This window comes from Burkholderia pyrrocinia, assembly GCF_003330765.1.
In the GTDB taxonomy this organism is placed as follows: Bacteria; Pseudomonadota; Gammaproteobacteria; order Burkholderiales; family Burkholderiaceae; genus Burkholderia; species Burkholderia pyrrocinia_B.
Genome location: NZ_CP024903.1, coordinates 2,993,013 through 3,019,203 on the forward strand (window position 1 = coordinate 2,993,013; position 26,191 = coordinate 3,019,203).

Genomic DNA, 26,191 nt, shown 5'->3' on the forward strand with positions numbered 1-26,191 from the left:
CGAGTTCGGTTATATTACGCGCCCCTTGCCACCCCGCTCCCGCCAGACGCGTCGCGCGCGGCCTCTTTCAACGCAGCCTGAAGCGCCGTCCGCCAAGGCATGCCGCAAGGGCCCGGGCGCGCTGCGCGCCACCGCGACGCAGGTGATTGCCTGCCTGCAAGAAGCCGATCCGAAGGTGTCCTCCTCAACGGCTTCGCGTGCGCAAATGCAACGGCGAACATCCTCGATCCGGAATTCCGGATTCGCGATCCGGATCTCCGGATACGCGTATCGGCCGCGATCGAAACGCTCGTCGGGCGGCATGGCAAACCGATGCATCCAAGTTGAAGAGGGATCTGCTGTGATCAAAACGTTACGGGTAATACTGTCGGCGCTCGCGCTGTGCGTCGCCGCGTCGTCCGCGCACGCCGCCGATACGAAAAAGGTCGACGTCCTGCTGGTGGGCGGCGGCATCATGAGCTCGACGCTCGGCGTCTGGCTGCACGAGCTCCAGCCCGACTGGTCGATGACGATGGTCGAGCGCCTCGACGGCGTCGCGCTGGAAAGCTCGAACGGCTGGAACAACGCGGGCACCGGCCACTCGGCGCTCGCCGAACTCAACTACACGCCGGAGAAGGCGAACGGCAAGATCGACATCTCGAAGGCCATCGAGATCAACGAGTCGTTCCAGATCTCGCGCCAGTTCTGGGCCTGGCAGGTCAAGCAGGGCGTGCTGAAGAACCCGCACGCGTTCATCAACTCGACGCCGCACATGAGCTTCGTGTGGGGCGACGACAACGTCCGCTTCCTGAAGAAGCGCTACGACGCGCTGCAGGCGAGCCCGCTGTTCCGCGGCATGCAGTATTCGGAAGAGTACGACCAGATCAAGCAGTGGGTGCCGCTGATGATGGAAGGCCGCGACCGCAAGCAGAAGGTCGCCGCCACCTGGACGCCGATCGGCACCGACGTGAACTTCGGCGAGATCACGCGCCAGTTCGTCGGCTACCTGAAGACCCAGCCGAACTTCACGCTGTCGCTGTCGAGCGAAGTGCGCGAGATCTCGCGCAACGCCGACGGCACGTGGCACGTGTCGTGGGTCAAGCTGCATTCGGATGAACCGCCGCAAGCCGTCGACGCGAAGTTCGTGTTCATCGGCGCGGGCGGCGGCGCGCTGCACCTGCTGCAGGCGTCGGGCATCCCCGAGGCGAAGGACTACGGCGCGTTCCCGGTCGGCGGCTCGTTCCTCGTGACCGACAACCCCGAGGTCGTGAAGCAGCATCTGGCGAAGGCGTACGGCAAGGCGTCGGTCGGCTCGCCGCCGATGTCGGTGCCGCACCTCGACACGCGGATCATCGACGGCAAGAAGATCATCCTGTTCGGGCCGTTCGCGACATTCTCGACCAAGTTCCTGAAGAACGGCTCGTACTTCGACCTGCTCAAGAGCACCAACACGCACAACGTGGCGCCGATGATGCGCGTGGGCGTCGACGAATTCCCGCTGGTCCAGTACCTGGCGGGCCAGTTGATGCTGTCCGACGACGACCGCTTCAACGCGCTCAAGGAATACTTCCCGAACGCGAAGAAGGAAGACTGGCGCCTGTGGCAGGCCGGCCAGCGCGTGCAGATCATCAAGCGCGACCCGGTGAAGGGCGGCGTGCTGAAGCTCGGCACCGAGATCGTCAGTTCGCAGGACGGCAGCATCGCGGGCCTGCTCGGCGCGTCGCCGGGCGCGTCGACGGCCGCGCCGATCATGCTGAACCTGATGAAGACGGTGTTCAAGGACAAGGTCGCGACGCCCGAGTGGCAGCAGAAGATCCGCCAGATCGTGCCGAGCTACGGCACGAAGCTGAACGACAGCCCCGCGAAGGTCGTCGAGGAATGGACCTACACGAGCGACGTGCTGCAACTCGCGCCGCCGCCGAAGATCGACCTCACCGCGCCCGCCCCGTCGGGTGCCGCTGCCGCGCCGGCCCGGCCGGCCAAGGCAGCGGCCGACATGGCGCTGTAATTCGCCGAACGGCGACACGCAACGCGAACCTGACGGGCGGGCCGTTGCCCGTTCCGTCCTGTTTCGCCTGAAAGACGGACCGCCCCTCGCTCCGGAAAACGGGGAGGCGGTCGGCAATCTGCGGCCATCCGCGAGGATGGCCGTTTTTGCGTCTGCGCCCGGCGGCCCGGTGCGCGCCACCAGCCGCACGGTCGCGACACCCGGGCGAAATCGACCGATTGCGGCGGTTCCGCCGCATCCAGCCCAGCGCGTCGCGCGGTATCCGCTAGAATTGCGGCACGCGCGATCCCGAATCGCCCTCCCGATCCATCATCCGCAGCGTCGCACCCTCACGCCACCGACCGCACCGCCCGCTGCCGCGGGTGCACGCGAGCGCCGTGGCCGTGCGACGCCCGCGCCCGCCCGCAAAGGGCGCACAACCGAATTCAGCTGGAGAAAGACCGTGTTTACCTGCCGAAACCAGAGCTGCGGCTCGCCGTGGGAGATATCCGACGTCGTCATCAAGGACGAGGGCCAGGGGCTGCTGTTCCGCTGCCCGCTGTGCGGCGCGCGCAACTATCTCGAGCGCTTCGACGCCGAAGACGGCACGATCGTCTACGAACAGATGGCAGGCCGCCCCTACCTTGGAGACGCCCCGGAATGACCCAGCCGACCGCCACGCCCTTCAGCGCGCTGCCGCTGACGCCCGCCACGCTCGCCAACCTCGCGCAGCTCGGCTACGTCGACATGACGCCGATCCAGGCCGCCAGCCTGCCGATCGCGCTCGCCGGCCAGGACCTGATCGCGCAGGCGAAGACCGGCAGCGGCAAAACCGCCGCGTTCTCGCTCGCGCTGCTGTCGCGACTCGACACGCGCAGCTTCGACGTGCAGGCGATGATCCTGTGCCCGACCCGCGAGCTCGCCGACCAGGTCGCGCAGGAAGTGCGCCGCCTCGCGCGCGCCGAGGAGAACGTGAAGGTGCTGACGCTGTGCGGCGGCACGCCGATGCGCCCGCAGGCGCAGAGCCTCGAGCACGGCGCGCACATCGTCGTCGGCACGCCGGGCCGCATCATGGATCACCTCGATCGCGGCAACCTGAAGCTCGACGGGCTGAACACGCTGGTGCTCGACGAAGCCGACCGGATGCTCGACATGGGCTTCTTCGACGACATCGCGAAGGTCGCGCGGATGTGCCCGCCGACGCGCCAGACGCTGCTGTTCTCCGCGACTTATCCGGACGGCATCGTGAAGCTGAGCCAGCAGTTCCTGCGCAACCCGAAGGAAGTGAAGCTCGAAGAGCGCCACGACAACAGCAAGATCCGCCAGCGCTTCTATGAAGTGACCGAGAACGAGCGACTGCACGCGGTCGGCCAGTTGCTGAACCACTACCGGCCGGTAAGCACGATCGCGTTCTGCAACACCAAGCAGCAGTGCCGCGACCTGCTCGACGTGCTGCATGCGCAGGGCTTCCACGCGCTCGCGCTGCACGGCGAGCTCGACCAGCGCGAGCGCGACCAGGTGCTGATCCAGTTCGCGAACCGCAGCTGCTCGGTGCTGGTCGCGACCGACGTCGCCGCGCGCGGGCTCGACATTGCGCAGCTCGAGGCGGTGATCAACGTCGACGTGACGCCCGACCCCGAAGTGCACGTGCACCGCATCGGCCGCACGGGCCGCGCGGATCAGGACGGCTGGGCGCTGAGCCTCGCGAGCATGGACGAGATGGGCCGCGTCGGCGGGATCGAGCACGCGCAGAAGCGCGAAGTCGAATGGCATCCGCTCGCCGAGCTGAAGCCAGCCAGCGACGGCACGCTGCTGCCGCCGATGGAGACGCTGCAGATCCTCGGCGGGCGCAAGGACAAGATCCGCCCGGGCGATGTGCTCGGTGCGCTGACCGGCGACGCGGGGTTCGACGGCAAGCAGATCGGCAAGATCAATGTGACCGAGTTCTCGACCTATGTCGCGATCGAGCGCGGCGTCGCGCACGACGCGCTGCGCAAGCTCAATGCGGGGAAGATCAAGGGCAAGCGGGTCAAGGTCCGGTTGATGGACGACGAGTGACGCATGGCGCCGCGGCGCCATGCGTCGCGGCGCTTGTGCAACGCTTATGCGGCGTGCTCGCCCAGCATCGCCAGATACTGCTGTACGGCGCCCCATTCCCCGCCGATCCGGCTGATCGCGACGAGTTCCGATCTCGGCGCGCTCCCGGCGAGTTTCCGGTACACGACATTCGGCGCCGCGATCCGGCTGAGCGGCGCCGGCGCGAGCGTCACCCCGAGGCCGGCGCCGGTCAGTGCCAGCACGGAAAGCGTGCTGCTCACCTTGTGCGCGATGCGCGGCTCCTTGCCGAGCACCTGCCGCAGGATCGCCAGTTGCCCTTCGTCGTCGCCGTCGGCGGCGTAGACGATGAACGGTTCGTCCGCCAGCGCCGCAACGCTCACCGAGCGCCGCTTTGCCAGCGGATGCCGATCGCTCATCACCACTTCCCACGACCAGCTTCCGACCGTTCGCACGGCCAGCTTCGCATCGAAGGCCGTGCCGAACGCCGGGCAATAGCCGATGTCGAGGCGGCCCGCGAGGATCGCGTCCTGCTGCGCGGCCGGCGCCATTTCGTGCAGGTCGAGCGCCACGCCCGGCCACGCCGCATGAAACGCGGTCAGATCGTCGGACAGGCGCCCCGTGGCGACCGCATTCCCGACGAAGCCGACCCGCACCACACCCGTCTCGCCGCGCGCCGCGCGCTGGACCACGGCCTTCGTGCGCTCGGCCTGCTCGAGCGTGCGCCGCGCCTCGATCACCAGCAGCCGGCCCGCGTCCGTCAGCGCGACCTTGCGCGTGCTGCGCTCGAACAGCGCGGTTCCCAGTTCATCCTCGAGCGCGCGGATCTGCACGCTCAATGCGGGCTGCACGATATGCAGCCGCTCTGCCGCGCGGCCGAAATGCCCTTCTTCGGCAACCGCGAGAAAGTAGCGCAAATGACGAAGATCCATACGATCGATTAATCACCAAAAACAATCAATCTTCAAATTTAATCTATTGGATTGAAAAATCAACCACGCGCATCCTGACGATCGAACGCTGCAATGCAGCGCACTTCCCCAGGAGCCCGGTCATGTCGAAACTCAACCGCATCGATGTTCACCAGCACGTCGTCCCGCCCTTCTGGGCCGACGCACTGCCCGCGCACGGCGGCGATCCGTCCGGCTGGAAAAGCCCCGCATGGAGCCCGGAGAGCGCGCTCGCCTTCATGGATTCGCTGGAAATCCAGACCGGCGTGCTGTCGCTGACCGCGCCGGGCGTGCAGGGATGGAACGGTCACGCGAAGCGCGACCTCGCCCGCAAGGTGAATGAATACACGGCCGGCCTCGTCGCGAACCATCCGGCGCGATTCGGCAACTTCGCCACGTTGCCGCTGCCCGACGTCGACGGCACGCTGGCGGAAATCGGCCATGCGTTCGATGCGCTGAACGCCGACGGCGTCGTGCTGCTCAGCAACTATGGCGGCGTCTATCTCGGCGACCCGGCATTCGAAGCCATCTGGGCCGAACTCGATCGCCGCCGCGCGGTGGTCTTCATCCACCCCGCGAAGCCCGCGATCGACGCATTGCCCGGGATGCCCGGCCCGCTGCTCGACTATCCGTTCGATACGACGCGCACCGCGCTGCAGCTCGTGCTCAACGGCGTGATCGCGCGACACCCGAACGTGCGCATCATCCTGTCGCATGCCGGCGGCTTCCTGCCGTACGCGGCCTACCGGTTCGCGGAACTGGCGCCTGGCGTGCGCGACGACGTGCCGTCCCGCGACGGGCTGCTCGAGCTTCTCCGAGCGTTCTACTTCGATACCGCGCTGTCGTCCCCGTCGGCGCTGCCGAGCCTCGTCGCATTCGCAAAGCCCGGCCACATTCTGTACGGAAGCGATTTCCCGTACGCGCCGGCCGCCGTCAGCACGTCGTTTGCCGCGGAGCAGGATGCCTGCGCCGCGCTGAGCGCCGACCGGCATGTTGCGATCAACCGCGGCAACACACTCGCGCTGTTTCCCCGCCTCGCGTCGCTCGCCCGGTAACGCGCAGCGTGACGCCCCACGACGGTGGCGTCACGCGCGGAACGAGCAATACGCCTTTCGCTCGTCAGAACGGAATGACGGCCTTCGCCCACACCGCCTCACCGGCCGGCCGGTTGCGGACGAAAAACTCCTTCACCACCCGCGCTTCGAGGCTGACCTTGCCGAACTGGTAGCGCACGCCCGGCCCGATCGCGAACGCCTGGCCGCGGAACCCGTCGCCCGCGACCGGCTGCCCGTTCTGCATGTCGTCCGTGGTCTGCTTGACGAAGTAACCCGACAGCCCGACCCGCGCCTTCGGCGTGACCGCATAGCTCGCCGAATAGTCGACGTGGAACAGGTTCCCCGAGTGGTAATGCGTATCGTTGTTCGGCGAGTTGAAGCTGTACGTGATCTTCGCGGAAACCTCGATCTTGTCGTTCGGCAGCCACGACACGCCGAATACCGGCCGCGCGGTGTAGTAGTTCTTGCCGGTATTCAGCGCCGCATGCGCGTCGTACTGCCCGGTCGGGAACACGAATTCGATCGCCGCGACGGTCCGCAGCGCTCCCGATCCCCACGCGATCAGCGCAGGGCTGACGATCAGGTCGCCGAGATTGGTGCGGTCGAACGACGCGCCGCCCGCATCCAGCGCCAGGTGTTCCATCGGCAGCACCGCATACGCGCCGTAGCGCCCGCCGAGCACCGACAGGTTCGACATCCAGACGACGCGCGGAATCAGCACGTCGGCATCGAGCCTGAAGCCCGGCACCGCGCCATTGCCGTGCGAATCGTTGAAGCGCGACGCATGGTAATGCGTGTAGTACAGCAGCCCGTAGAGCCCGGCCGGCGGCAGCGCGCCGGCGAAGAACGCCTCCGCGCCCTCGCCGATCGTATCGCCGCCGCCCTCCGTCGCCCGTGCGCCCGTGCTCAGCGCCATGCCCGCGCACGCGGCGAGCGAGATCAATCCGTATGCAGTCTTTCGTTTCATCGACGTCTCCAATATTCGTTCTACTGATTTGATTTTTTATGGTTGTCCTGCGCGACTAGCCCTGCCGATTCCCTACTCGTTGAAGTGATCGATGACGAGCCGGTCGAAGCGCGCCGCGTGCTCGATCTGCGTCCAGTGCCCGCACCGGCCGAACACGTGAAGCTGCGCGTTCGGCAGCAGTTCGGCCAGCTTCAGCGAACTCTCGAGCGGAATCACGCGATCCTCGCGTCCGTGCACGATCAGCGTGTCGTGCGTCAGCGCGCGCAGCTTCGCTTCGTCGCTCGCGAGCGCATCGACCCAGCGCTGGCGAGGCGCGGGAAACATGTTCGCAAACGCCTCCTGGTAGCCGGGCCGCACGCTCGCGTCGTAGCGCAGCTTTGCGAGTTCGTCGTTCACCAGCGTGCGATCGAATGCGAAGATGTCCAGCAGCGCGCGCATGTTCGCGATCGACGGCGTGTAGCCCCACACCGCATCGAGCCCTTCGGTCAACGTGAAACGCGTTCCCGCGGCGCCCATCAGCACGAGTCGCCCGACCCGCGCGGGCGCCCGGATCGCCAATGCAAGCGCCAGCGCGCCGCCGAACGAATTGCCGATCACGTGCGCGCGCTCGACGCCCAGCGCGTCGAGCAGGCCGAGCGCGTGATCGACCCAGTGGTCCATCGAGTACCGGTATCCGGCGGGACGCTCGGTCTCGCCGAATCCGGCCATGTCCGGCGCGATCACGCGAAACTGCCGGGCGAGCGTCGGCATCGTGAGCCGCCAGTTCGCATAGGCCGTGACGCCCGGCCCCGAGCCGTGGATCAGCAGCACGGGCGGCCCGTCGCCGTGGTCGTGATAGTTCGTGTCGATGCCGCCGGCGACGATCCGGCGGCCGATTTCAGGATTGAGTGACATGACGCTCCTCCAGTCGATTCATGTAGACGCGGCGCGTCAGCGCCCGCGCTGCTTCGCGCTCTGCCCGCCGATCCCGAAGTGCGCCTTCGGCATCTCGGTGATGATCACGCGCACCGATTCGACCGGCGCGTCGAGCGAGCGATGGATGGCTTCGGTGACCTCGGCGATCAGACGTTCCTTCTTGTCGTCGTCGCGGCCTTCCAGGATGTACAGATGAGCAACCGGCACGATCGGCCTCCTCGTCAGATGAATCGCAGGCCGACCGACCCGATGTCCTGCACGCGCAGCGTCACGTTGTCGCCGGCCTCGACCGCCACCGCCTCGGTGATGCCGCCCGACAGGATCAGGCTGCCCGCGGGAATCGATTCGCCGCGCGCGCCCAGATGGTTCGCGAGCATCGCGATCGCGGCGGCCGGATGCCCGAGCACCGCCGCGCCGGCGCCGAACGCGACCGGCAGCCCGTTCTTCTCGAGCACGACGCCGAGCGTGCGCAGATCGACGCCGTCCACCGCCAGCGGGCGGCCGCCCGCGACGAAGCGCGCGGCCGACGTGTTGTCGGCCACCACGCTCTTCAGGTCGAACTTGAAGTCGCGGTAGCGGCTGTCGATCACCTCGATGCCGGCGACGACGAAATCCGTCGCGGCCAGCACCGCGCCGATATGGCAGCCGGGCCCCTTCAGTTCGGCCTTCGTGACGAACGCGATCTCGGGCTCCACCTTCGGATGGATCAGCGCGGACGTGTCGCATTCGCCGCCGTCGGGCAGGTCGTAGAGATCGGTCAGGAACCCGAACACGGGCGTGTCGACGCCCATCTGGCGCATCTTCGCGTGCGACGTCAGGCCGGCCTTGTAGCCGACGATGCGCGCGCCGCGCTCGAGCTGCCGGCGACGAATCTCGTCCTGCACCGCGTAGGCGTCGTCCCAGTCCATCTCCGGATGGCGGTCGGTGATCTTCGGCGTGTCGCGCGCGTCGCGCATGCAGTCGTCGAGATGCGCGGCGAGCGACTCGACGGTTTCGGTGGTCAGATTCATGCGGCCTCCCGCTTCGCTTGCGCCGCGCGCGCCTTCGCGAGCGTCAGCGCGGTGTCCTCGATCATGTCCTCCTGCCCGCCGACCATCCCGCGCCGGCCGAGCTCGACGAGGATGTCGCGCGCCGGCACGCCGTACTTCTCGCCTGCGCGCTTCGCGAACAGCAGGAACGACCCGTACACGCCCGCATAGCCGAGCGTCAGCGCATCGCGATCGATGCGGATCGGGAAATCCATCATCGGCACGACGAGATCCTCGGCGACGTCCTGGATCTTCCACACGTCGACGCCGGTCTCGATGCCCATTCGCTCGCACACGGCGACGAACACCTCGAGCGGCGTGTTGCCGGCGCCGGCGCCGAGCCCGGCCGCCGCGCCGTCGATCCGGTTCGCGCCGGCCTCGATCGCGGCGATCGAGTTCGCGACACCCATCGCGAGGTTGTGGTGCCCGTGAAAGCCGAGTTCCGTCTCCGGCTGCAGCGCGTCGCGCACCGCGCCCAGGCGCGCCTTCACGTCATCGGGCAGCATGTAGCCCGCGGAATCGGTGACGTAGATGCAGTTCGCGCCGTACGACTCCATCAGCTTCGCCTGCTTCACCAGCCCTTCCGGGCTGTTCATGTGGCTCATCATCAGGAAGCCGACGGTATCCATGTCAAGCTGGCGCGCCATCGCGATGTGCTGCTCGGAAACGTCCGCCTCGGTGCAGTGCGTCGCGACGCGGATCGTATGCACGCCGAGCGCGTGCGCCTCCTTCAGGTGGTCGACGGTGCCGATGCCCGGCAGCAGCAGCGCCGATACCTTCGCGCGTTTCAGCAGCGGGATCACCGCGCCGAGGTATTCGGCGTCGGTGTGCGCGGGAAAGCCGTAGTTGACCGACGATCCGCCGAGCCCGTCGCCGTGCGTGACTTCGATCAACGGCACGCCGGCCGCGTCGAGCCCGCTCGCGACCGAGCGCATCTGGTCGAGCGTCATCTGGTGACGCTTCGGGTGCATGCCGTCACGCAGCGTCATGTCGTGGACGGTGATTTGCTTGCCTTTGAGGTTCATTGCGGTTCCTTGTTCGTCCGATCGTGGGATAAGCGTGCGCGGGCGTCAGGCCACTGCCGGCGCGGCCGGCGCCAGCGCAAGGCGTCCCGCCAGCAGTTCCTCGGCGAACATCTCGGCGGTGCGCGCGGCGGCGGCCGTCATGATGTCGAGGTTGCCCGCGTATTTCGGCAGGTAGTCGCCAAGGCCTTCGACCTCGAGGTAGACCGACACGCGGTTGCCGTCGAACACCGGCCCGTTGACGAGCCGGTAGCCCGGCACGTAGCGCTGCACGTCGGCGATCATCGCGTGCACCGATTCGACGATGCGCGCTTCGTCGGGCGCGCTTTCGGTCAGGCAATGCACGGTGTCGCGCATGATCAGCGGCGGGTCGGCCGGGTTGATCACGATGATCGCCTTGCCGTCCTTCGCGCCGCCGACCTGCGCAACCGCCGCCGATGTGGTGCGCGTGAATTCATCGATGTTCTTGCGCGTGCCCGGGCCGACCGAGCGCGACGACACGGTCGCGACGATCTCGCCGTACGCGACCGGCTGCACGCGGGAGATCGCACGCACCATCGGAATCGTCGCCTGGCCGCCGCACGTGACCATGTTCACGTTCATCTCGCCCGAGCCGATGTGATCCTTCAGATTGACAGGCGGCACGCAATACGGGCCGATCGCAGCCGGCGTCAGGTCGATCATCAGCACGCCGAGCGCGTTGAGCTTGCGACTGTTCTCCGCGTGAACGTAGGCGCTCGTCGCATCGAACGCGATCTGCACGCCGTCGGCCTGCACGTGCGGCAGCAGGCCGTCGACGCCGTCCGCGGTGGTTTTCAGGCCGAGCTCGCGCGCACGCTTCAGGCCGTCGGATTCGGGATCGATGCCGACCATCCAGACGGGTTCGAGCACGGGGCTGCGCATCAGCTTGGCGAGCAGGTCGGTGCCGATATTGCCGGGGCCGATCAGCGCGCAACGGATCTTTCGGGTCATGGGGAATTCCTTGTTTGCCAGTGAATGAGGACGGCGCCGCTCACGCGAACCGCACCGAACACGCGCCGATCCCGCCGATCGACACGCGGAAGTTGTCGCCGGGCCCGACCGGTGCCATCGCGGCAAGCGCACCGGACAGGATCACTTCGCCCGCCTTCAACGGAATGCCGAGACGGCCGAGCGTATTGGCCAGCCATGCGACGGCATTCACCGGCGAACCGAGCGCCGCCGCGCCGGCACCGGTGCCGATCACGTCGCCGTTCTTCTCGAGCACCATCCCGCAGGTCGCGAGATCGACGCGGCGCGTGCTCACCGCCTGGTCGCCGAGCACGAACACGCCGCACGACGCGTTGTCCGCGACCGTGTCGCCGATCCGGATCTTCCAGTCGCGAATGCGCGAATCGACAATCTCGAAGCACGGCATCACGCATTCGGTCGCGGCCAGCACCATCGCGTTCGTCACGCCGGGGCCGAGCAGGTCGCGCTTCAGCACGAATGCGATCTCGCCTTCCGCCTTCGGCTGGATCAGCGTGTCGAGCGCCACGCATTCGCCTTCGCCATGCACCATGCCCGACAGCAGGTAGCCGAAATCGGGCTGGTACACGCCGAGCATGTCCATCACGGCCTTCGACGTGACGCCGATCTTCTTGCCGATGACGGTCTCGCCGGCGTCCAGGCGGCGCTGGACGAAGCGCTGCTGGATCCGGTAAGCGTCGTCGACCGACAGGTCCTCGTGCTGCGACGTCAGCGGCGCGACCGGCGTGCGCGATCGCATCGCGTCGTACAGCCGGTCGCCTAGCGCGGTAATCAACGTGGAGTCCATAAGAGTCTTCCGATCAGTAGCAGTAACAGAGGGAATCAAAGCTTGATGCAGACGTTGCGGAGATCCGTGTAGAACTCGAGCGAATGCACGCCGCCTTCGCGGCCGATGCCCGATTGCTTCGCGCCGCCGAACGCGGTGCGCAGGTCGCGCAGGAACCATGAGTTGACCCATGCGATGCCGACGTCGATCGACGCGGCGACGCGATGCGCGCGAGACAGGCTGGCCGTCCAGATCGCGGTCGACAGCCCGTATGCATTCGCATTCGCGCGGCCGATCACCTCGGCTTCGGAATCGAACGGCATCACGAGCGTGCACGGGCCGAAGATCTCGTCGCGCGCGATCGGCGAATCGTCGCCGAGGCCCGTCCAGATCGTCGGCTGCACCCACGCGCCGTCGCGCAGGTCGTCCGGCATGTCGGGCACGCCGCCGCCCGTCACGACCGTCGCGCCGAGCTCGGCCGCCTTGCGGTAGTACGACAGCACCTTGTCGCGGTGTTCCTGGCTGATCAGCGGCCCGATGCCGGTGGTTTCCGCTTCCGGGCGGCCCGGCCGCAGCCGTTCGGCGCCGGCCTTCAGCGCGGCGACGAAGCGCTCGAACAGCGGGCGCTCGACATACACGCGCTCGGTGCCGAGACACACCTGTCCGGCATTCGCGAAGCACGAGCGCAGCGTGCCCTCGACGGCCGCGTCGAAATCGCAATCGGCAAACACGATCGCCGCGTTCTTGCCGCCCATCTCGAGACTGACGGGCCGCGCGCCGTCGGCCGCCGCCTTCATGATCGCCGCGCCGGTGCGTGTCTCGCCGGTGAACGTGATCGCGTTCACGCCCGGGTGCGTCGTCAGGAATTCGCCGGCCGAATCGGGCCCGAAGCCGTGCACGACGTTGTAGACGCCGCGCGGCACGCCCGCCGCGTTCATCACTTCGCCGAGCAGCGCGGCCGTCTGCGGCGTTTCCTCCGACGGCTTCACGACCACCGTGTTGCCGCATGCAAGCGCCGGCCCGACCTTCCACGTCATCAGCAGCAGCGGCAGGTTCCACGGGCAGATCACGCCGACCACGCCGACCGGCCGGCGGATCGCGTAATTGAGCGCGCCCGCGCCGTCCGGCGTCGCCATTTCGAAGGTTTCGCACGGCACGTTCTTCACGACGTCGGCGAACACCTTGAAGTTCGCGGCGCCGCGCGGGATGTCGATATGACGCGCGAGGCTCACCGGCTTGCCGGTGTCGGCCACCTCGGCTTCGAGGAAATCGTCGAAGCGGCGCGTGATGCCGTCGGCCACCGCGTACAGGATCTCGACGCGCTGCGCGACGGTGAAGCCGCCCCACGGCCCCGCCAGCGCCGCGCGCGCCGCGTGGACGGCCGCGTCGACATCGGCTCGGCTCGCTTCGGCCACGTGCGCGATCACTGCGTTGTCGAGCGGCGAGCGCTTGTCGAACCAGCGTTCGCCCGCGCGATAGTCGCCGTCGATGAAATTGCGGACGAGCCGCAGGTCCGGCTGCCCGCCGGCGGGGCCGCGTGTCGCGGCGATGGGTTCCGTGTCGTACATGATGTGTCTGCCGATAGTCGTGAATTCGTGAGCCGGTTCGTTCGTGAAGCGCGTTCTCGTTCCGTGTGCCGCGTACCGTGTACCGCCCGTCACGGGCCGCCGAAGCCGGCCGCTTCGAGGCCCGCGTGCGCGCAACGCTCGTCCTCCGCCTCGCTGCCGCCCGACACGCCGATGCCGCCGATCCGCACGCCGTCCTCGACGATCGGCAACCCGCCGCCGAACGCGACGAAGCGCGCGCGCAAGACGAGCCCTTGCCGCACCGCCTCCGAGTGCGCAACCAGCGCGTCGTGCCATGCGCCGGTCGGCAGGCCAAAGCTCGCGGCCGTGTATGCCTTGTCGATCGCAATGTCGATCGAATGCAGCGGCGCGCCGGGCATCCGCACGAATGCCGCGAGCAGGCCGGCCGCATCGACAACCGCGACGTTCACGCGCACGCCGAGCCGCTCGGCCGCCTGTGCCGCCGCCTGCGCGGCGCGCGCCGCGGCGGGCCAGTCGATCGTGCGCAGATCGACGCTTCGGGTCGAATCGTTCGGTGCCATGACGCTGTGCTCCTGCGCGGGTCAGGTGTAGACGGTCGTGAACGCTTCGTTCAGCTCGCCGGAGTGGAAGAAGATGCCGCGCCCGAGCTGGTCCTCGGTCCACGTCGTGACCGGGCGATCGGGCTGCGCGAGATAGCCGAGCCCCGCAAAGGTCTCGTTGCGGTTGCCGCTCGGATCGAAGAAATAGATGGTCGTGCCGCGCGTGATCCCGTGCCGCGTCGGCGCGACGTCGATCTTCACCTTGTTCTTCGCCATCACGTCGGCCGACTTCAGCACGTCGGCCCAGTCGTCGAGGAAGAATGCGATGTGATGCAGGCCGTTGCGCGGACCGCCGACGAACGCAATGTCGTGCGGCGTCGAGCTGCGGAACATCCACGTCGCGGCCCGAATCGTGTTGCCCGGGCCGACCATCACCTGCTCGGCCAGATGGAAGTCGAGACACTCGGCCATGAAGCGCGTGTTCTCCTCGACGCGGTTCACGCCGGCCTCGGGGTTCAGTTCGCACATCAGCAGGCAGTGGTCGAGCCAGTGCACGGCCGAGCCCGGAATATCGTCCGGCCAGGGATCGGGATTCAGCGAGCCGACCGCGGTGCCGACCTGCTCCTTCTTCGCGAACAGGCGCAGTTCATGCCCGCTCGGCAACTGGAATCGCAATTGGCGGCCCACCGCCGGCAGCGCGCCTTCGGGCAGCATCTCCGTCTTGATCCCGTAGGCGTCGATGCGCTGCTGCAGCACGTCCAGATCGGCATCGTGCTCGACCTTGTAGGCCGCGTGCTTGAGCCCCGCCTGGTCGGACGGCGACAGGATCAGCGAATATCGGTCCCATTCGTCCCAGCATTTCAGGTAGACGTTGCCCGCCGCGTCGCGCATCGTCTCCTGCATGCCGAGCACGCGCATGTAATGACGCAGCGCCGCTTCCATGTCCATCACCTTCAGATTGACATGTCCAATACGCATCACACCCATGATGTGTCTCCTCCTGGTTACTTGTTGAAGTCCGGCGCGCCGGCGCAGGCCGACCCGCAGAAAAACGGCTTGCTCAGCCGGCCGGCCACCTCCAGCTCGACGTCGCCGTCGGGCGCCACGCGGCACGCGAGCGCATAACCGTCGCCCTCTTCGTCGGCGCTCACGTGTGCGCGGCTGATCGGCCCGAGCTTGCGCACCGCGCCGCGCAGCACGCGCACCTTGCACACGCCGCACCCGCCGTTCAGGCAGCCGACCGGAATGCCGCGCCGGCCGAGCTTCGCCATGCCGGCCAGCAACGACTCGCCGGCCACGCATGCGTAGCGCTCGTCGGTCTGCGCGATCGTGACCGTCCCGCACACGCGGCCGGCGTCCATGTCACACCCGCCGGAACAGCGGGCTGCGCGTCTGTTGCGCATCGGCCGCCGAGATGAACTTCTCGTGATAGATGTCGCGCTCGAACAGGCGCCCCTGCATCAGCGTGGTGATGCACGCGTCGATCATCGCGGGCGGGCCGCACAGGTAGGCCTGATGCCCCGAGAAGTCGCCGTCGAAATGCGCCTTCGCGACGTCGTGCACGAACCCTTGCGCGATCCCGCCGCCCGCGTCCGGCGCGCCTTCGGACAGCGCCGGCACATACGTGAAGTTCGGATGGCGTTCGGCCAGCGCGCGAAATTCGTCGTGGTAATAGAGTTCCTTCGCGTTGCGCTGGCCGTAGACCAGCGTGATCGGCGCGGCGACGCCGCTGTCGAGCAGGTCCGCGATCATCGAGCGCGGGCTCGACAGCCCCGATCCGCCGGCCATGAAGACCATCGGCAGCGCGGCCGAACGGCGCACGAAGAAGCGGCCGTACGGGCCCGACAGGCGCACGCGGTCGCCCGTCGCCAGCTGCTCGTGCAGGTAGCCGGTGCCGAGCCCGCCCGGCACCTGCCGCACGTTCAACTCGATCTCGCCGGTGGCGGCGACGTCGGCCGGCGCATTCGCGATCGAGAACGCGCGGCTCTGCCCGAGCCCCGGAATCTCGAGCTGCACGTACTGGCCGGCCTGGAACCGGATCGGCTGCGACAGCTTCAGGCGGATCGACTTGATGGTCGGCGTGAGTTGCTCGATGCGCGTGACGTCGGCCGCGAAGTCCTTGACCGGGATGATTTCCGCATCCGGCTCCTCGTCGACGTCGGCCTCGATCACGGTGTCGGCCTGCAGCGTCGCGCAGCACGCGAGCGCCTTGCCTTCCTCGCGCTCGAAGTCCATCAGCGCGAACGGATTCGCATCGCCGAGGTCGGTCTCGCCGTCGAGCACCGCGACCTTGCAGGTGCCGCACAGGCCGTGACAGCACGCGTGCGGAATGTAGATGCCCTGGCGCAGCGCGGCGTCGAGCATCGTCTGTCCTTCCTCGACCTCGATCGTGACGCCCAGCGGCTCGATGGTAAGTTGGTGGCTCATGATGGTTCGCTCGTCCGCGTGGCGGTCAGAAGCTCGCACCGCCGAGGCCGTCGAGGCCCGGTGTGCGGAAGCTGATCAGGTCCTTGTGCCCGAGGCCGTTGCCGGCCAGGCTCTTCGCTGCATCCGGCGCCCACGGCTCGCCGGAGCGGAACCACTCGACGCGGTCCCAGTCGATCTTCGCGAAGTCGGGGTGATAGCCGTAGACCGGCGGCAGCACGTCCTTCGCAAGCGCGCCGAACGGCAGGTCGGGCGGCAGCGGCAGGCAGAACGGCGCCGGAAACATCAGGTGGTCTTCCCAGCACACATAGAGCAGCGGTGCCGGAAACTTCCCGACCACGTCCTTCACCGGGAAGTCGTAGGGTTTGAGCGCGATGACGGCCATGCTTGTCTCCTGTCGGCCCGCGTTCGCGCATCGGCGCGCGCGGGCCCTCTTCAAGGTTGCGTATCAGTTGCTCGTGGCCTGGCCACGCCATGCCGCGAAATTCTTCTGGTCTTCGGAGCCGTCGAAATCGAGGTTGTCCCGGCCCATGCCCACTTCGTAGTAGTCGAGCACCGCGGCGAGCGGATCGAAGCCTTCGGCGCTCGGATCCGCATCGGGCGGGAAGCAGTTGCCCTGATGGATCTGGTGCACCGGCAGCCACGCCTGCACGTATTTCTGCGGCTCGTGGTCGAAGATTTCCTTGCAGTGATCGCTGCAGAAATGGAACTTGTTGCCGAGGTAGTCCGATTCGCGCGCGCCGATCTTCGTCGGGTTGCCGGGTTCGGTGAACAGCATCGGGATCTGGCAGGTCTGGCACAGCATCGGCAGCGTCTTCATGTAGAAGCGGTTGCCGGCCTTCGCCTGCTCGCCCCAGTAGTCGAAGCGCGGGCGGTAGTAGCGGTCGAACGAGTCGGGATACTTCGCGGACAGCCACGCCAGCTCGTCTTCGGCCGGCACCCACGTGTGGAACGCGGAAGCCGCGTTGAAGCCGTAGAACGTCGACCATGCCTGGTGGCTGATGTGGTCCTTGCCTTCGCACGCGTCCTGCCAGCCCTTCGGCTCGCGAATGCCGTAGCGGGCGAGATCCTTGAACAGCGCGCCGCCGTTCTGCTCCGCGTACATTTCCCACGATTCGCGCCAGCTCATCACGCGCTTCGGCTGCATGTAGTCCATCATCATCGCGACCAGCGTCAGCAGCCGGTAGCCGCGCCAGAACCACTTGTCGATCCAGCGCTGCACGATCGGCACGTTGCCGGGATCCTGTTCGAGCAGGAACTTGATGCACTCGATGCCGAGCGTCATGTGGCGCGATTCGTCCGACTGCGCGGAGAAGCCGAACGTGACGGTCGACATGTCGCCGTTGTACGCGGCGCCCGACATGAACGGCACGAACAGCAGGTTCGTCAGCACGTACTCGAACGAGAAGCTCACCGCGGTCAGGAATTCGAACGGCCCCGACGAATACGCATCCTCGAAGAACGATTTCGGCACCGACAGGTACCAGACGCGGTCGAACCAGTGGTTCGAGTGATGGAACCCGTTGAAGAACTTGTTGTACGTCGACATCGCGTGCGTTTCGGTCTGGTAGTGCCGCAATTCGTCGATCGACTGCATCTGGCACGCGATGCGCGCGCCCTCGCCGGTGAAGTGCCGGCCGACATGCGCGAAGCCGCGATGCGCGAGATATTCGAGCGGCGTCACGCCCTGGATGAACAGTTTCAGCGCGTTGATGTAGCGCGCATCGGTCACGCCGAGGAACGCGTTGTTCTGCGTGAACGCGTCGAGCACCGCATACAGCTTCTTTTCCTTCTCGCCCTGGTATTTCCAGTACGCGTCCATCGTCAGGCGGAACGGGTCGACCCACTTGTCCCAGTCGTGGATCTTGATGCCCTCGTAGCGGTCGTACGGGAAAACCTTGTCCATCGGCTGGTAGGTCGTCTCCCAGCCGAGGCCGCGCGTCATTGCCGCGTAGCGGTCCTTCAGGCCGAGCTTTTTCTTGAGCGTTGGCGTGTCCATGCGTGTCTCCGGTGTTGTCGGTGCGCGTTGCGCGGCGTTCAGTGCGTCCAGCTCAGCGTGAACTGGTCGTCGTCCTCGTCGATGTGGCCGGACAGCGTGATCAGGTTCACCTGAAGCTGCTGCAGGTCGAACCGCGTGCCGGTCAGTGCCTCGATCGTTTCGCGGCGGATCGTCAGCCGGTCGGGAGAATCGATCTTGACCATGCCGGGCGACTCGACCACCACCGCGAGCGGGTTGTCCGCGACGATCGCCTCGACGATCGGTCTGGATTCCTCATTGGTCTGGAAGGCGATGAATACGTTGGACATGCTGGTTTCCTTGATTGAGTGACGGAGGCCCGTCGTCAGAGCGCAATGCCGAGCTTTACGACCCGTGCCTGGAACTGTTCGTGCACCTCGTCGAGCGCCGCGCGGCCGGCGTCATGCAGTGCCAGCGCCGCCACCGGCGCGAGCGCCGCGTCGGCCCGCGCGGACCAGTCGCGCGTCCAGCGCGCGAGCAGCGCGCGGTTGTCGTCGGATTCGGCCGCCATCGTCTTCACCACCGCGTCGATCCAGCGGTTCGATTCGGCATGCCATTCGGGCATGAACGCCGTCAGCATCGCGATGGCCGAGCCGCCCGCGAGCGCGATCCGTTCGTCGACGAAACGGTCGTAGACGAGCGGATAAAGCAGCCCGTCGAGCGCGAGGTTCTGCGCGACGAACAGCTCGACCGGATCGGCGACGACCAGCGTGTCCTCGACATAGCGGCGCAGCGGCTGCCATGCGGCGCCGGTCGTCCACGCCGCCTTGGCCGTATCGAGCACGTCGGGCTCGGCCATCGCGAGCGCAAGACGCGTGAGGTACTGCGCAACACCGAGGTTGTCCATCGCATGAAACATCGCAGGCGCGGTGAACGCGGTGCCATAGCCGAGCGCGCAGACCTGCGCGTTGTTCATGTTCGCGCCCCACGCGGCATGACGCAGCGGCACCAGCACGTCGAGCGCATGCGCGGCGACGTCGTCGCGCATCAGGCCGATCATCCGGCGCGATTCGACGAACTCGAAGTTGGATTCCATCGTGTCCTGCTGGCGCGCCCGCGTCGTCGCCCACGACGCGTAGTAGAACTGGCGCGGGTCTTTCAACGCGTACCAGTTCGCCATCCGGATCGCCGAACGCGACGCATCGAAGATCTCGTAATCGGGGTCCCACGTCGGGCGGTAATGGAAGTTCGCCTGGGGCTGCGCGCCCATCATGCCTTCCTGGTAGCGCGTCGCCGTCTTGTCGCCGCCGATGTTCTGCGCGACATGCGCAAAGGTGTGCCGGAGCGGCTTGATGTCGACTGTCTTCAGCTCGATGGTCACTTCTTGCTCCTCAAGGTCATGGGTTCGCTTCGACGTCCAGCCGCGTGACGTGCTGTTCGCGGCAGAACGCGTCGAAGGCGGCAGGAGACAACGCCAGTTCGACGAACAGGTCCGGCGCGCCGCCGATCGAAAACTCGAATTCGACGAAGCCGCGAACGTTCGTGCCGGTCACGCGGACGCACTTGCGGGCCGGGTCGAGCAGGGGAAGATCGGTATCGGGTTGATTCATGATCGGTGTCGCCTCCATGCCCGTACCTCAATGCAGCATCCATGCCATCCGCGACCGGTTCGTCAAAAAATCTCGATAATTCAGGGAAAGCCCTGACGCGAAGTTCGAATTCGCGATCCACAATGGCGGTTAACCAGAACGGAAACCGCGCCCGGGCGATCACGCCAAACCCTAGATTTGGCGGCCTTCTTCACCATTTGATCAACCCGATCGCACGCATTTGATGAAATGATCAAATCGCTGCCGGCCCTGCGGCGCCGGTTGCGTAAATTTCTAAAATCACGAGAAATCTCGACGGAGGAGACATGACGCGGCCCAGCCTGCCCCCCTTGCCACCGGACACCGACCTGCGCAAGCTGATCCATTTTTCGGCGAGCGACGGCCGCATCTGGCTCGCCGGACAACGGATGGTGCTGCTGCATGCCGGCGCACTGGCGACGCTGCGCCAGGAACTGATGGAAAGCGTCGGGCCGGCGCAGACGCGGCGTTTCTTCACGCGCGTCGGCTTCGCCGCCGGCGAACGGGACGCCGCGCTCGCCCGCGAGATCCGCAGCGGCGCATCGCTGTTCGACATGTTCCACGTCGGCCCTCAGTTGCACATGCTCGAAGGCGCCGTGCAGGTCACGCCGTTGCGCTTCGAAGCCGACCCCGCGACGGGCGCGTTCTATTGCGAGTACCGTTGGGAACACTCATGGGAAGCCGACGTGCACCGCCGCACGTTCGGACCGCAGCCCGAGCCCGTGTGCTGGATGCTGATCGGCTATGCGACCGGTTATACGAGCGCCTTCATCGGTCGGACGATCCTGTTCAAGGAAACCGGCTGCGTCGGCATGCACGACGCGCACTGCACGATCGTCGGCAAGCCGGCCGAGGAATGGCCCGACGCCGAGGAAATCTCGTCGTGGTTCAAGGCCGACTCGCTGATCAATACGCTCCGCGACCTGCAGACCGAGGTCGAATCGCTGCGCCTCGAGATCGCGCCCGACGATGGCCGGACCCGGCTCGTCGGGCGCTCCGATGCGTTTCGCAGCGCCTATGCGCTGCTCGAAACGGCGGCGCCGACCAAGGTGGCCGTGCTGCTCACGGGAGAGACGGGTGTCGGCAAGGAGCGGTTCGCCCGCGCGCTGCACAGCCTCAGCCCGCGCGCCGCGAAGCCGTTCGTCGCGATCAACTGCGCGGCCATTCCGCACGCGCTGATCGAATCGGAGCTGTTCGGCGCGGAGAAGGGCGCGTTCACGGGCTCGCAGGCCGCGCGTGCCGGGCGCTTCGAACGCGCGGACGGCGGCACGCTGTTCCTGGACGAGATCGGCGAATTGCCGCTCGACGTGCAGGCGAAGCTGCTGCGGGTGCTTCAGGAAGGCGAGGTCGAGCGGCTCGGCGCGACCGACGGCAGGAAGGTGGATGTCCGCGTCGTCGCGGCGACCAACCGCGACCTCGAACAGGCCGTGAATGACGGCACCTTTCGCGCCGACCTCTTCTACCGGATCAATGTCTACCCCGTGCTGATTCCGCCGCTGCGCGACCGTCAGGACGACATCGCGCTGCTCGCCGATGCGATGCTCGAGCGCTTCGCGTCGCTGCACGGCAAGCCGACGCCCACGCTGACCGACTATGCATACGACGCGCTGCGCGGCTACCGGTGGCCCGGCAACGTGCGCGAGCTCGAGAACCTGATCGAGCGCGCGGTGATCCTGTCGCGTCCCAACCGCCCGGTCGACGCGAAGGACCTGTTCCCCGGTGTCGGGCTGCCCGGCGGCGCGACGGTCGACCGAGCCGGGCAGATCCGGCCGGCGGCCGCCCTGTCGATCGACTGCGCGACGATCCTCGATCAGTTGCAGGGCGGCGGCGGGCTCGACGGCCTCGAACGCGCGCTGCTGCACGAGGCCGTCGACCGCGCGAACGGCAACCTGTCGGCCGCCGCGCGCCTGCTCGGCCTGACGCGCGCGCAGCTCAGCTATCGCCTCAACCGCAAACAGGATCAGGAGGACGCGTGACATGAACACCATCCTGCCCGCGCATCCGGTCGACGACGCGCTGCCCGACGACGCGTCGGGCGCGACCGAGCCCGCCGCCGACGACCCGGTCGAACCGCACGCGCGCACGCTCAGCGAGCATGCGTACCACCAGCTTCGTCAGCACATCATCGAAGGGCACTACCCGCCAGGCGCGAAGCTGCGCGTCGAGCATCTGAAGAACGTGTACGGTGTTGGCGCAGGCACGCTGCGCGAAGCGCTCACGCGGCTCGTCAGCGACGCACTGGTCGTGGCCGAAGGGCAGCGCGGCTTTCGCGTGACGCCGATGTCGGTCGACGACCTGGAAGCGATCACGCGGCTGCGCATTCACATCGAGGTCGATGCGCTGCGCGAATCCGTGCGACGCGGCGACGATGCATGGGCGCAGCGCGTGCGCCAGAGCTTCGAGATGCTGTCGGCATGGGAGCAGCCGGTATCGATCGCGCACCGGACCGCATGGGAAGCGTGCAACCGGCGCTTTCACGAAGCGCTGATTTCGGCCGCCGCGACGCCGTGGACCTATCTGATCCTGCGCATGCTGTCGCAGCAAAGCGAACGTTACCGGCGTGTGTGTATCGGGCTCGGCGATTCGAAACGCGACGTGCATGCGGAACACACGTGCCTGTACGAAGCCGCGATGCGGCGTGCCGATGCACGCGCCGCGCTCGCGCTCGAAGACCATATCGGCACGACGCTCGCCGTGGTGCGCAACGCGCCGCCCGGCACGCTGCCGTTCTAGCGCAAGACGGCGCGCTCGCGACGCTCAGGCGAGTTCGGGATACCCGTGCGCGGCCGCATCCCGCGCGAACCACGCAATCGTATCGTAGTCGTGCGGCGACAACTGCTCGAATCCCTTCAACCGCAATACCCTCGCCCGTTCCGCATCGGCAGCGGCTGCGTGATCGAGCGCATCCTGCAACGCGGCGACCCGCGCTTCCTCCAGCGCCCGCGATGCGATGAACGGCAGCCCCGGCGCGGATGCCGTCGTATCGATGATCCGGATGTCGTTCAGCAAGTCGGGCAGCGCATCGCGCACATACGCGAACGTCACGCAGTCGATCGCCGCGCAATCGGCTTCGTCTGACGCCAGCGCACGCAGCACGTTCAGGTGCGAACCGAACGGCGTGACCGATCCGAAGAATCTTCCATCGTGCGCGTGTGGCGCAACCGCGTGCCGGAACGCGTTCATTCCGCTGTGCGAATCCTCGCCGTTGAATGCGGCCCGCAGCCCGCGACATGCGGCGAGCGTCGTCGCGCCGCCCGCATGTACACGGGCCGACACGACCAGCACGCTGCTGTAGTGCGCACCGCGGCAGCCGTCCGCGTCGAATGCGGGTGTCGCGATCAATCGAACTGTGTCGCGCAAGCCAAGCATCCGGTACGGGTAGCCGCAGGTCTGCGACAGCAGCAGATCGTCGCGCCGCCACAGCGCATGCAGATCGTCGAACGGCTCGCCGGGCAGCACGACGTCGGCGGGCCCGCCCGCCTGCGCGAACGCATCGAGCGCGTCGCGCAGCAGCGCGCGCCACAGTTCGGCGTGGCGCGGCGTCACGTTGTACATCGGCAGTGCTGCGATCCATTGGCTCATGCCCGCATTCTACGCATCGATATTGGCGCGGCGGAATCCGGTTCGATCACGCTAAAACAGGTGCCGAACGTGCCACGGCGGCCTGAAAGCTTATCGGCCGCACGACGATAAGCAAATGCGAATCGATTGGTTGGTCATACCGCGCCCTCCCGGTAACGTCCCGATGCCTGCCTCCGCATCGCCGCCGCGCGCCATGCGGGGCAGGCCGACCGTGATCCGCGCGACGCCCGGGCATCCGGGCCGGCGCACCGGCTCGATTGCCCGCGCCGCCCGTTCCATCCCGCTTCAGCACCATGGCCGAATACTTCGACGTCGACCACGCGCGCGCGATTGCCGCGCTCGACGCCCGCTTCACCGCCCGCACCGAATGGCCGACCTGGCTGCTGGTCGTCGCGATCTACGGCGGCTGGCTCGCCGTGCTGCTGCTCGTGCGTGCGGAGCGCCTGTCGCTCGCGGCCGCGACGCCGCCGCTGATCCTGCTCGGCGCGTGGCACCTGTCGCTGCAGCATGAGCTGCTGCACGGCCATCCGACGCGCTCCGCATGCGTGAACCGGCTGCTCGGCTATCCGCCGCTAACGGTCTGGTATCCGTACACGCTGTATCGCGACACGCACCTCGACCATCACCGCGACGCGGACCTGACCGTGCCCGGCGTCGATCCCGAAACGAACTATGTTGCACGCGAACGCTGGGCGCGGCTGCCGCGCTGGCGTCGCGCGCTGACGGTCGCACGCAAGACCTTCGTCGGGCGGATCGTCGTCGGGCCGCCGCTGAGCATCGCCGCGACGTTCGCCGATGCGTTCGCCGCGTTCCGGCGCGGCGACTTCCGTTATGTGCCGATGTGGGCGATGCACGCTGCATGCGTGGTCGCGCTGCTCGCGTGGCTGCAATGGGCGATCGGTGTGCCGTGGTGGTACTACTTGCTGGCGGTCACGTGGCCCGCGCTGTCGCTGGCGATGATCCGCTCGCTTTACGAGCACCGCGCCGCGCCGCGCCCGAAGGCGCGCATCGCGATCAACGAGGCCGGCGTCGCGATGCGGCTGCTGTACCTGAACAACAACTATCATCTCGTCCATCACGACCTGCCGAAGCTGCCGTGGTACGACCTGCCGCGCGCCTACCGGATGCGGCGCGATGCGTATGCGGAAAAATGCGGCGGCTTCGTGATCCGCGGCGGGTATCGCGAGCTGCTGGCGCGCCATGCGTGGACGCCGACCGATGCGCCCGTGCATCCGTTCGATCAAGGCACGGAATCGCTGTCGACAGGCAGCGGAGTGAAGGTGGCAGTGATCGACGGAGTGCTGCAGGTCAGTACCTGACGTTCGACGAAGCCGCACGTCGTCGTGAAGTCGACCGAATCGACACTGCAGGCGCAGGACCGCGCGGTCGACGATCTATCCGCCCCGCCGCGAATTTCTTACGAAAAGCCGACGGCACCGATCTTCGCCGACGAATTGCCAATTGTGCTGGCAATGCCCAGAATGGCGGCTCATCCGGGGCTTCCAACAATCATTCGCCCCGGCTCTGCGGTCCGGCCCAGCGCCCCATTCCCCGACGACGATGCAACCGAACACCCCGCCCGGCGCGATCCGCGCGATCGGCAACGACTGGTCCGTTTCCGCGATCACCGCGGGCTTTCTCGCGGTACTGATTTCCTATGCGGGCCCGCTCGCGATCTTTTTCCAGGCCGCGCAGGCGGCCCACGCGTCCAACGCCATGGTGTCGTCGTGGGTCTGGGCGATCTCGATCGGCGCGGGCGTATCGGGCCTGTTCGCGAGCTGGAAGCTGAAGGTGCCGGTCGTCACCGCGTGGTCGGCGCCCGGCACCGCGCTGCTCGTCGGCCTGTTTCCGCAACTGACGCTCAACCAGGCCGTCGGCGCGTACATCACGGCCGCGCTGATCATCCTGCTGATCGGCGTGACCGGCTATTTCGACCGGCTCGTGCGCCACATTCCGCGCGGCATCGCGTGCGGGATGATGGCCGGCATCCTGCTGCCGTTCGGCACGCATGCGTTCGCCGCCGCGTCCGCGCAGCCCGCGCTCGCGTTCGGGATGATCGCGGCCTACGTGATCTTCAGGCGCCTGCTGCCGCGCTACAGCATCGTGCTCGTGCTGCTGACGGGCGCCGCGCTCGCGACGCTGCTCGGGATGACGCATCTCGGCAACGTGTCGCCGAGCATCGCGCGGCCGATCTTCATCGCACCCGAATGGACGCTCGGCACGACGCTCAGCCTCGCGCTGCCGCTCGTCGTCGTCAGCCTCACCGGCCAGTTCCTGCCGGGGATGACGATCCTGCGCGTGTCGGGCTATCACACGAGCGCGCGCCCGATCATCACGGCCACCAGCGTGATGTCGCTCGTCGTCGCGTGCTTCGGCGGAATCACGATCGTCGTCGCAGCGATCACCGCGGCGCTCTGCACCGGCAAAGACGCGCACGAGGATCCGGACCGGCGCTACGTCGCGGGGCTCGCGAACGGCGCGTTCTACCTGATCGGCGGGCTCTTCGCGGGCACGATCGTCACGGTGTTCTTCGCGTTGCCGAAAGCGTTCGTCGCGATCCTCGCGGGGCTCGCGCTGATCGGCGCGATCAGCGCGAACGTGCATGGGATCTTCGAGGACGAGAACCACCGCGAAGCGTCGGTGATCACGTTCCTCGCGACCGCGTCGGGCATGACGTGGCTCGGGCTCAGCTCCGCGTTCTGGGGAATCGTGATCGGGTCGCTTTCGTATGCGGTACTGAACAAGGTGCGGCGGCCGGCGTGATGCGCATCGTGCGCAGCGC

At 67.2% G+C, this 26,191-nt stretch carries 27 protein-coding genes; 8 read left to right on the forward strand and 19 right to left on the reverse strand.

Annotation, left to right across the window (positions count from 1 at the left end; translation table 11 throughout):
• Positions 1–301 precede the first annotated feature (301 nt).
• From mqo to dbpA, 3 genes are all read left to right on the forward strand, one after another.
• Positions 302–1,987: a malate dehydrogenase (quinone) gene (mqo, locus tag CUJ89_RS31220; protein WP_201752349.1), complete on the forward strand. Its 1,686-nt coding sequence runs from the start codon at positions 302–304 to the stop codon at positions 1,985–1,987.
• A gap of 442 nt (positions 1,988–2,429) precedes the next feature.
• Positions 2,430–2,630 (forward strand): hypothetical protein, encoded by a 201-nt coding sequence (locus CUJ89_RS31225; protein ID WP_114181095.1) that lies wholly within the window; start codon positions 2,430–2,432, stop codon positions 2,628–2,630.
• Complete coding sequence (gene dbpA, locus CUJ89_RS31230; RefSeq protein ID WP_114181096.1) at positions 2,627–4,024, forward strand: ATP-dependent RNA helicase DbpA; 1,398 nt, start codon at positions 2,627–2,629, stop codon at positions 4,022–4,024. The genes CUJ89_RS31225 and dbpA overlap by 4 nt, the downstream gene beginning before the upstream one ends.
• Before the next feature lie 44 nt (positions 4,025–4,068).
• Here dbpA and CUJ89_RS31235 read toward each other — a convergent pair whose 3' ends face one another.
• Positions 4,069–4,953 carry a LysR substrate-binding domain-containing protein gene (locus CUJ89_RS31235; protein ID WP_114181097.1) on the reverse strand — a complete coding sequence of 295 codons (885 nt, stop codon included), beginning with the start codon at positions 4,951–4,953 and terminating at the stop codon, positions 4,069–4,071.
• Positions 4,954–5,075: 122 nt separating this feature from the next.
• Between CUJ89_RS31235 and hndA the strand changes: the two genes are divergently transcribed.
• Positions 5,076–6,026 carry a 2-hydroxy-1-naphthoic acid nonoxidative decarboxylase gene (hndA, locus tag CUJ89_RS31240; RefSeq protein ID WP_114181098.1) on the forward strand — a complete coding sequence of 317 codons (951 nt, stop codon included), beginning with the start codon at positions 5,076–5,078 and terminating at the stop codon, positions 6,024–6,026.
• A 64-nt stretch (positions 6,027–6,090) separates the two neighbouring features.
• On the opposite strand, the gene CUJ89_RS31245 is transcribed toward hndA, so the two are convergent.
• The 17 genes from CUJ89_RS31245 to CUJ89_RS31325 form a co-directional block, all read right to left on the reverse strand.
• The gene (locus CUJ89_RS31245) at positions 6,091–6,993 is read right to left on the reverse strand and encodes a transporter (protein WP_114181663.1); all 903 of its coding nucleotides are present in this window, start codon (positions 6,991–6,993) and stop codon (positions 6,091–6,093) included.
• Between the two features lie 72 nt (positions 6,994–7,065).
• The gene (locus CUJ89_RS31250) at positions 7,066–7,887 is read right to left on the reverse strand and encodes an alpha/beta fold hydrolase (protein ID WP_114181099.1); all 822 of its coding nucleotides are present in this window, start codon (positions 7,885–7,887) and stop codon (positions 7,066–7,068) included.
• A 36-nt stretch (positions 7,888–7,923) separates the two neighbouring features.
• Positions 7,924–8,115 carry a 2-hydroxymuconate tautomerase gene (locus tag CUJ89_RS31255; RefSeq protein ID WP_114181100.1) on the reverse strand — a complete coding sequence of 64 codons (192 nt, stop codon included), beginning with the start codon at positions 8,113–8,115 and terminating at the stop codon, positions 7,924–7,926.
• A gap of 14 nt (positions 8,116–8,129) precedes the next feature.
• On the reverse strand, positions 8,130–8,918 hold the full coding sequence (dmpH, locus tag CUJ89_RS31260; RefSeq protein WP_114181101.1) for a 2-oxo-3-hexenedioate decarboxylase: 789 nt from the start codon (positions 8,916–8,918) through the stop codon (positions 8,130–8,132).
• Positions 8,915–9,961 carry a 4-hydroxy-2-oxovalerate aldolase gene (gene dmpG, locus CUJ89_RS31265; RefSeq protein WP_114181102.1) on the reverse strand — a complete coding sequence of 349 codons (1,047 nt, stop codon included), beginning with the start codon at positions 9,959–9,961 and terminating at the stop codon, positions 8,915–8,917. Before dmpG ends, dmpH begins: the two co-directional genes overlap by 4 nt.
• A 45-nt stretch (positions 9,962–10,006) precedes the next feature.
• Positions 10,007–10,930, reverse strand: coding sequence for an acetaldehyde dehydrogenase (acetylating) (locus CUJ89_RS31270; protein WP_114181103.1), 924 nt, complete (start codon positions 10,928–10,930; stop codon positions 10,007–10,009).
• A 40-nt stretch (positions 10,931–10,970) separates the two neighbouring features.
• Positions 10,971–11,753, reverse strand: a complete 783-nt coding sequence (dmpE, locus tag CUJ89_RS31275) for a 2-oxopent-4-enoate hydratase (protein WP_114181104.1) — start codon at positions 11,751–11,753, stop codon at positions 10,971–10,973.
• Positions 11,754–11,788: 35 nt separating this feature from the next.
• A complete protein-coding gene (locus CUJ89_RS31280) occupies positions 11,789–13,300 on the reverse strand; it encodes a 2-hydroxymuconic semialdehyde dehydrogenase (RefSeq protein ID WP_201752350.1) in 1,512 nt (503 codons plus the stop codon).
• An 89-nt stretch (positions 13,301–13,389) separates the two neighbouring features.
• A complete protein-coding gene (locus CUJ89_RS31285; protein ID WP_114181105.1) occupies positions 13,390–13,839 on the reverse strand; it encodes a GlcG/HbpS family heme-binding protein in 450 nt (149 codons plus the stop codon).
• Positions 13,840–13,860: 21 nt separating this feature from the next.
• Positions 13,861–14,805 carry a catechol 2,3-dioxygenase gene (locus CUJ89_RS31290; protein ID WP_114181106.1) on the reverse strand — a complete coding sequence of 315 codons (945 nt, stop codon included), beginning with the start codon at positions 14,803–14,805 and terminating at the stop codon, positions 13,861–13,863.
• Between the two features lie 17 nt (positions 14,806–14,822).
• Positions 14,823–15,179, reverse strand: coding sequence for a 2Fe-2S iron-sulfur cluster-binding protein (locus CUJ89_RS31295; RefSeq protein ID WP_114181107.1), 357 nt, complete (start codon positions 15,177–15,179; stop codon positions 14,823–14,825).
• A gap of 1 nt (position 15,180) precedes the next feature.
• A complete protein-coding gene (locus CUJ89_RS31300; RefSeq protein WP_114181108.1) occupies positions 15,181–16,245 on the reverse strand; it encodes an NADH:ubiquinone reductase (Na(+)-transporting) subunit F in 1,065 nt (354 codons plus the stop codon).
• A 25-nt stretch (positions 16,246–16,270) separates the two neighbouring features.
• Complete coding sequence (locus CUJ89_RS31305; RefSeq protein WP_114181109.1) at positions 16,271–16,627, reverse strand: phenol hydroxylase subunit P4; 357 nt, start codon at positions 16,625–16,627, stop codon at positions 16,271–16,273.
• 63 nt (positions 16,628–16,690) lie between these two features.
• Entirely contained in the window at positions 16,691–18,241 is a 1,551-nt protein-coding gene (locus tag CUJ89_RS31310; protein ID WP_114181110.1) for an aromatic/alkene/methane monooxygenase hydroxylase/oxygenase subunit alpha, read from the reverse strand.
• A gap of 38 nt (positions 18,242–18,279) precedes the next feature.
• Positions 18,280–18,549 carry an MmoB/DmpM family protein gene (locus tag CUJ89_RS31315; protein WP_114181111.1) on the reverse strand — a complete coding sequence of 90 codons (270 nt, stop codon included), beginning with the start codon at positions 18,547–18,549 and terminating at the stop codon, positions 18,280–18,282.
• Between the two features lie 35 nt (positions 18,550–18,584).
• Complete coding sequence (locus tag CUJ89_RS31320; RefSeq protein WP_114181112.1) at positions 18,585–19,580, reverse strand: phenol hydroxylase; 996 nt, start codon at positions 19,578–19,580, stop codon at positions 18,585–18,587.
• Between the two features lie 16 nt (positions 19,581–19,596).
• Positions 19,597–19,809: a phenol hydroxylase subunit gene (locus CUJ89_RS31325; RefSeq protein WP_236655012.1), complete on the reverse strand. Its 213-nt coding sequence runs from the start codon at positions 19,807–19,809 to the stop codon at positions 19,597–19,599.
• Between the two features lie 305 nt (positions 19,810–20,114).
• Between CUJ89_RS31325 and CUJ89_RS31330 the strand changes: the two genes are divergently transcribed.
• Together CUJ89_RS31330 and CUJ89_RS31335 are read left to right on the forward strand one after the other, a co-directional pair.
• Positions 20,115–21,803, forward strand: coding sequence for a sigma-54-dependent Fis family transcriptional regulator (locus CUJ89_RS31330; RefSeq protein ID WP_114181114.1), 1,689 nt, complete (start codon positions 20,115–20,117; stop codon positions 21,801–21,803).
• Between the two features lies 1 nt (position 21,804).
• Positions 21,805–22,560 carry a GntR family transcriptional regulator gene (locus tag CUJ89_RS31335; protein ID WP_114181115.1) on the forward strand — a complete coding sequence of 252 codons (756 nt, stop codon included), beginning with the start codon at positions 21,805–21,807 and terminating at the stop codon, positions 22,558–22,560.
• Between the two features lie 24 nt (positions 22,561–22,584).
• Here the strand turns inward: CUJ89_RS31335 and CUJ89_RS31340 are convergent, their stop codons facing one another.
• Positions 22,585–23,409 (reverse strand): phosphate/phosphite/phosphonate ABC transporter substrate-binding protein, encoded by an 825-nt coding sequence (locus CUJ89_RS31340; RefSeq protein ID WP_114181116.1) that lies wholly within the window; start codon positions 23,407–23,409, stop codon positions 22,585–22,587.
• 293 nt (positions 23,410–23,702) lie between these two features.
• Between CUJ89_RS31340 and CUJ89_RS31350 the strand changes: the two genes are divergently transcribed.
• Both CUJ89_RS31350 and CUJ89_RS31355 read left to right on the forward strand, forming a co-directional pair.
• Positions 23,703–24,728, forward strand: coding sequence for a fatty acid desaturase (locus CUJ89_RS31350; protein ID WP_114181117.1), 1,026 nt, complete (start codon positions 23,703–23,705; stop codon positions 24,726–24,728).
• A gap of 241 nt (positions 24,729–24,969) precedes the next feature.
• Positions 24,970–26,172 (forward strand): benzoate/H(+) symporter BenE family transporter, encoded by a 1,203-nt coding sequence (locus tag CUJ89_RS31355; protein WP_114181118.1) that lies wholly within the window; start codon positions 24,970–24,972, stop codon positions 26,170–26,172.
• Positions 26,173–26,191 lie beyond the last annotated feature (19 nt).

Bases quoted from the DNA above. Each gene is read 5' to 3' on its own strand.
- mqo (WP_201752349.1), top strand. From the start codon at position 302: ATGGCAAACCGATGCATCCAAGTTGAAGAGGGATCTGCTGTGATCAAA.
- dbpA (WP_114181096.1), top strand. From the start codon at position 2,627: ATGACCCAGCCGACCGCCACGCCCTTCAGCGCGCTGCCGCTGACGCCC.
- CUJ89_RS31235 (WP_114181097.1), bottom strand. From the start codon at position 4,953: ATGGATCTTCGTCATTTGCGCTACTTTCTCGCGGTTGCCGAAGAAGGG.
- hndA (WP_114181098.1), top strand. From the start codon at position 5,076: ATGTCGAAACTCAACCGCATCGATGTTCACCAGCACGTCGTCCCGCCC.
- CUJ89_RS31245 (WP_114181663.1), bottom strand. From the start codon at position 6,993: ATGAAACGAAAGACTGCATACGGATTGATCTCGCTCGCCGCGTGCGCG.
- CUJ89_RS31250 (WP_114181099.1), bottom strand. From the start codon at position 7,887: ATGTCACTCAATCCTGAAATCGGCCGCCGGATCGTCGCCGGCGGCATC.
- dmpH (WP_114181101.1), bottom strand. From the start codon at position 8,918: ATGAATCTGACCACCGAAACCGTCGAGTCGCTCGCCGCGCATCTCGAC.
- dmpG (WP_114181102.1), bottom strand. From the start codon at position 9,961: ATGAACCTCAAAGGCAAGCAAATCACCGTCCACGACATGACGCTGCGT.
- CUJ89_RS31270 (WP_114181103.1), bottom strand. From the start codon at position 10,930: ATGACCCGAAAGATCCGTTGCGCGCTGATCGGCCCCGGCAATATCGGC.
- dmpE (WP_114181104.1), bottom strand. From the start codon at position 11,753: ATGGACTCCACGTTGATTACCGCGCTAGGCGACCGGCTGTACGACGCG.
- CUJ89_RS31280 (WP_201752350.1), bottom strand. From the start codon at position 13,300: ATGTACGACACGGAACCCATCGCCGCGACACGCGGCCCCGCCGGCGGG.
- CUJ89_RS31285 (WP_114181105.1), bottom strand. From the start codon at position 13,839: ATGGCACCGAACGATTCGACCCGAAGCGTCGATCTGCGCACGATCGAC.
- CUJ89_RS31290 (WP_114181106.1), bottom strand. From the start codon at position 14,805: ATGGGTGTGATGCGTATTGGACATGTCAATCTGAAGGTGATGGACATG.
- CUJ89_RS31295 (WP_114181107.1), bottom strand. From the start codon at position 15,179: ATGGACGCCGGCCGCGTGTGCGGGACGGTCACGATCGCGCAGACCGAC.
- CUJ89_RS31300 (WP_114181108.1), bottom strand. From the start codon at position 16,245: ATGAGCCACCAACTTACCATCGAGCCGCTGGGCGTCACGATCGAGGTC.
- CUJ89_RS31305 (WP_114181109.1), bottom strand. From the start codon at position 16,627: ATGGCCGTCATCGCGCTCAAACCCTACGACTTCCCGGTGAAGGACGTG.
- CUJ89_RS31310 (WP_114181110.1), bottom strand. From the start codon at position 18,241: ATGGACACGCCAACGCTCAAGAAAAAGCTCGGCCTGAAGGACCGCTAC.
- CUJ89_RS31315 (WP_114181111.1), bottom strand. From the start codon at position 18,549: ATGTCCAACGTATTCATCGCCTTCCAGACCAATGAGGAATCCAGACCG.
- CUJ89_RS31325 (WP_236655012.1), bottom strand. From the start codon at position 19,809: ATGAATCAACCCGATACCGATCTTCCCCTGCTCGACCCGGCCCGCAAG.
- CUJ89_RS31330 (WP_114181114.1), top strand. From the start codon at position 20,115: ATGACGCGGCCCAGCCTGCCCCCCTTGCCACCGGACACCGACCTGCGC.
- CUJ89_RS31335 (WP_114181115.1), top strand. From the start codon at position 21,805: ATGAACACCATCCTGCCCGCGCATCCGGTCGACGACGCGCTGCCCGAC.
- CUJ89_RS31340 (WP_114181116.1), bottom strand. From the start codon at position 23,409: ATGAGCCAATGGATCGCAGCACTGCCGATGTACAACGTGACGCCGCGC.
- CUJ89_RS31350 (WP_114181117.1), top strand. From the start codon at position 23,703: ATGGCCGAATACTTCGACGTCGACCACGCGCGCGCGATTGCCGCGCTC.
- CUJ89_RS31355 (WP_114181118.1), top strand. From the start codon at position 24,970: ATGCAACCGAACACCCCGCCCGGCGCGATCCGCGCGATCGGCAACGAC.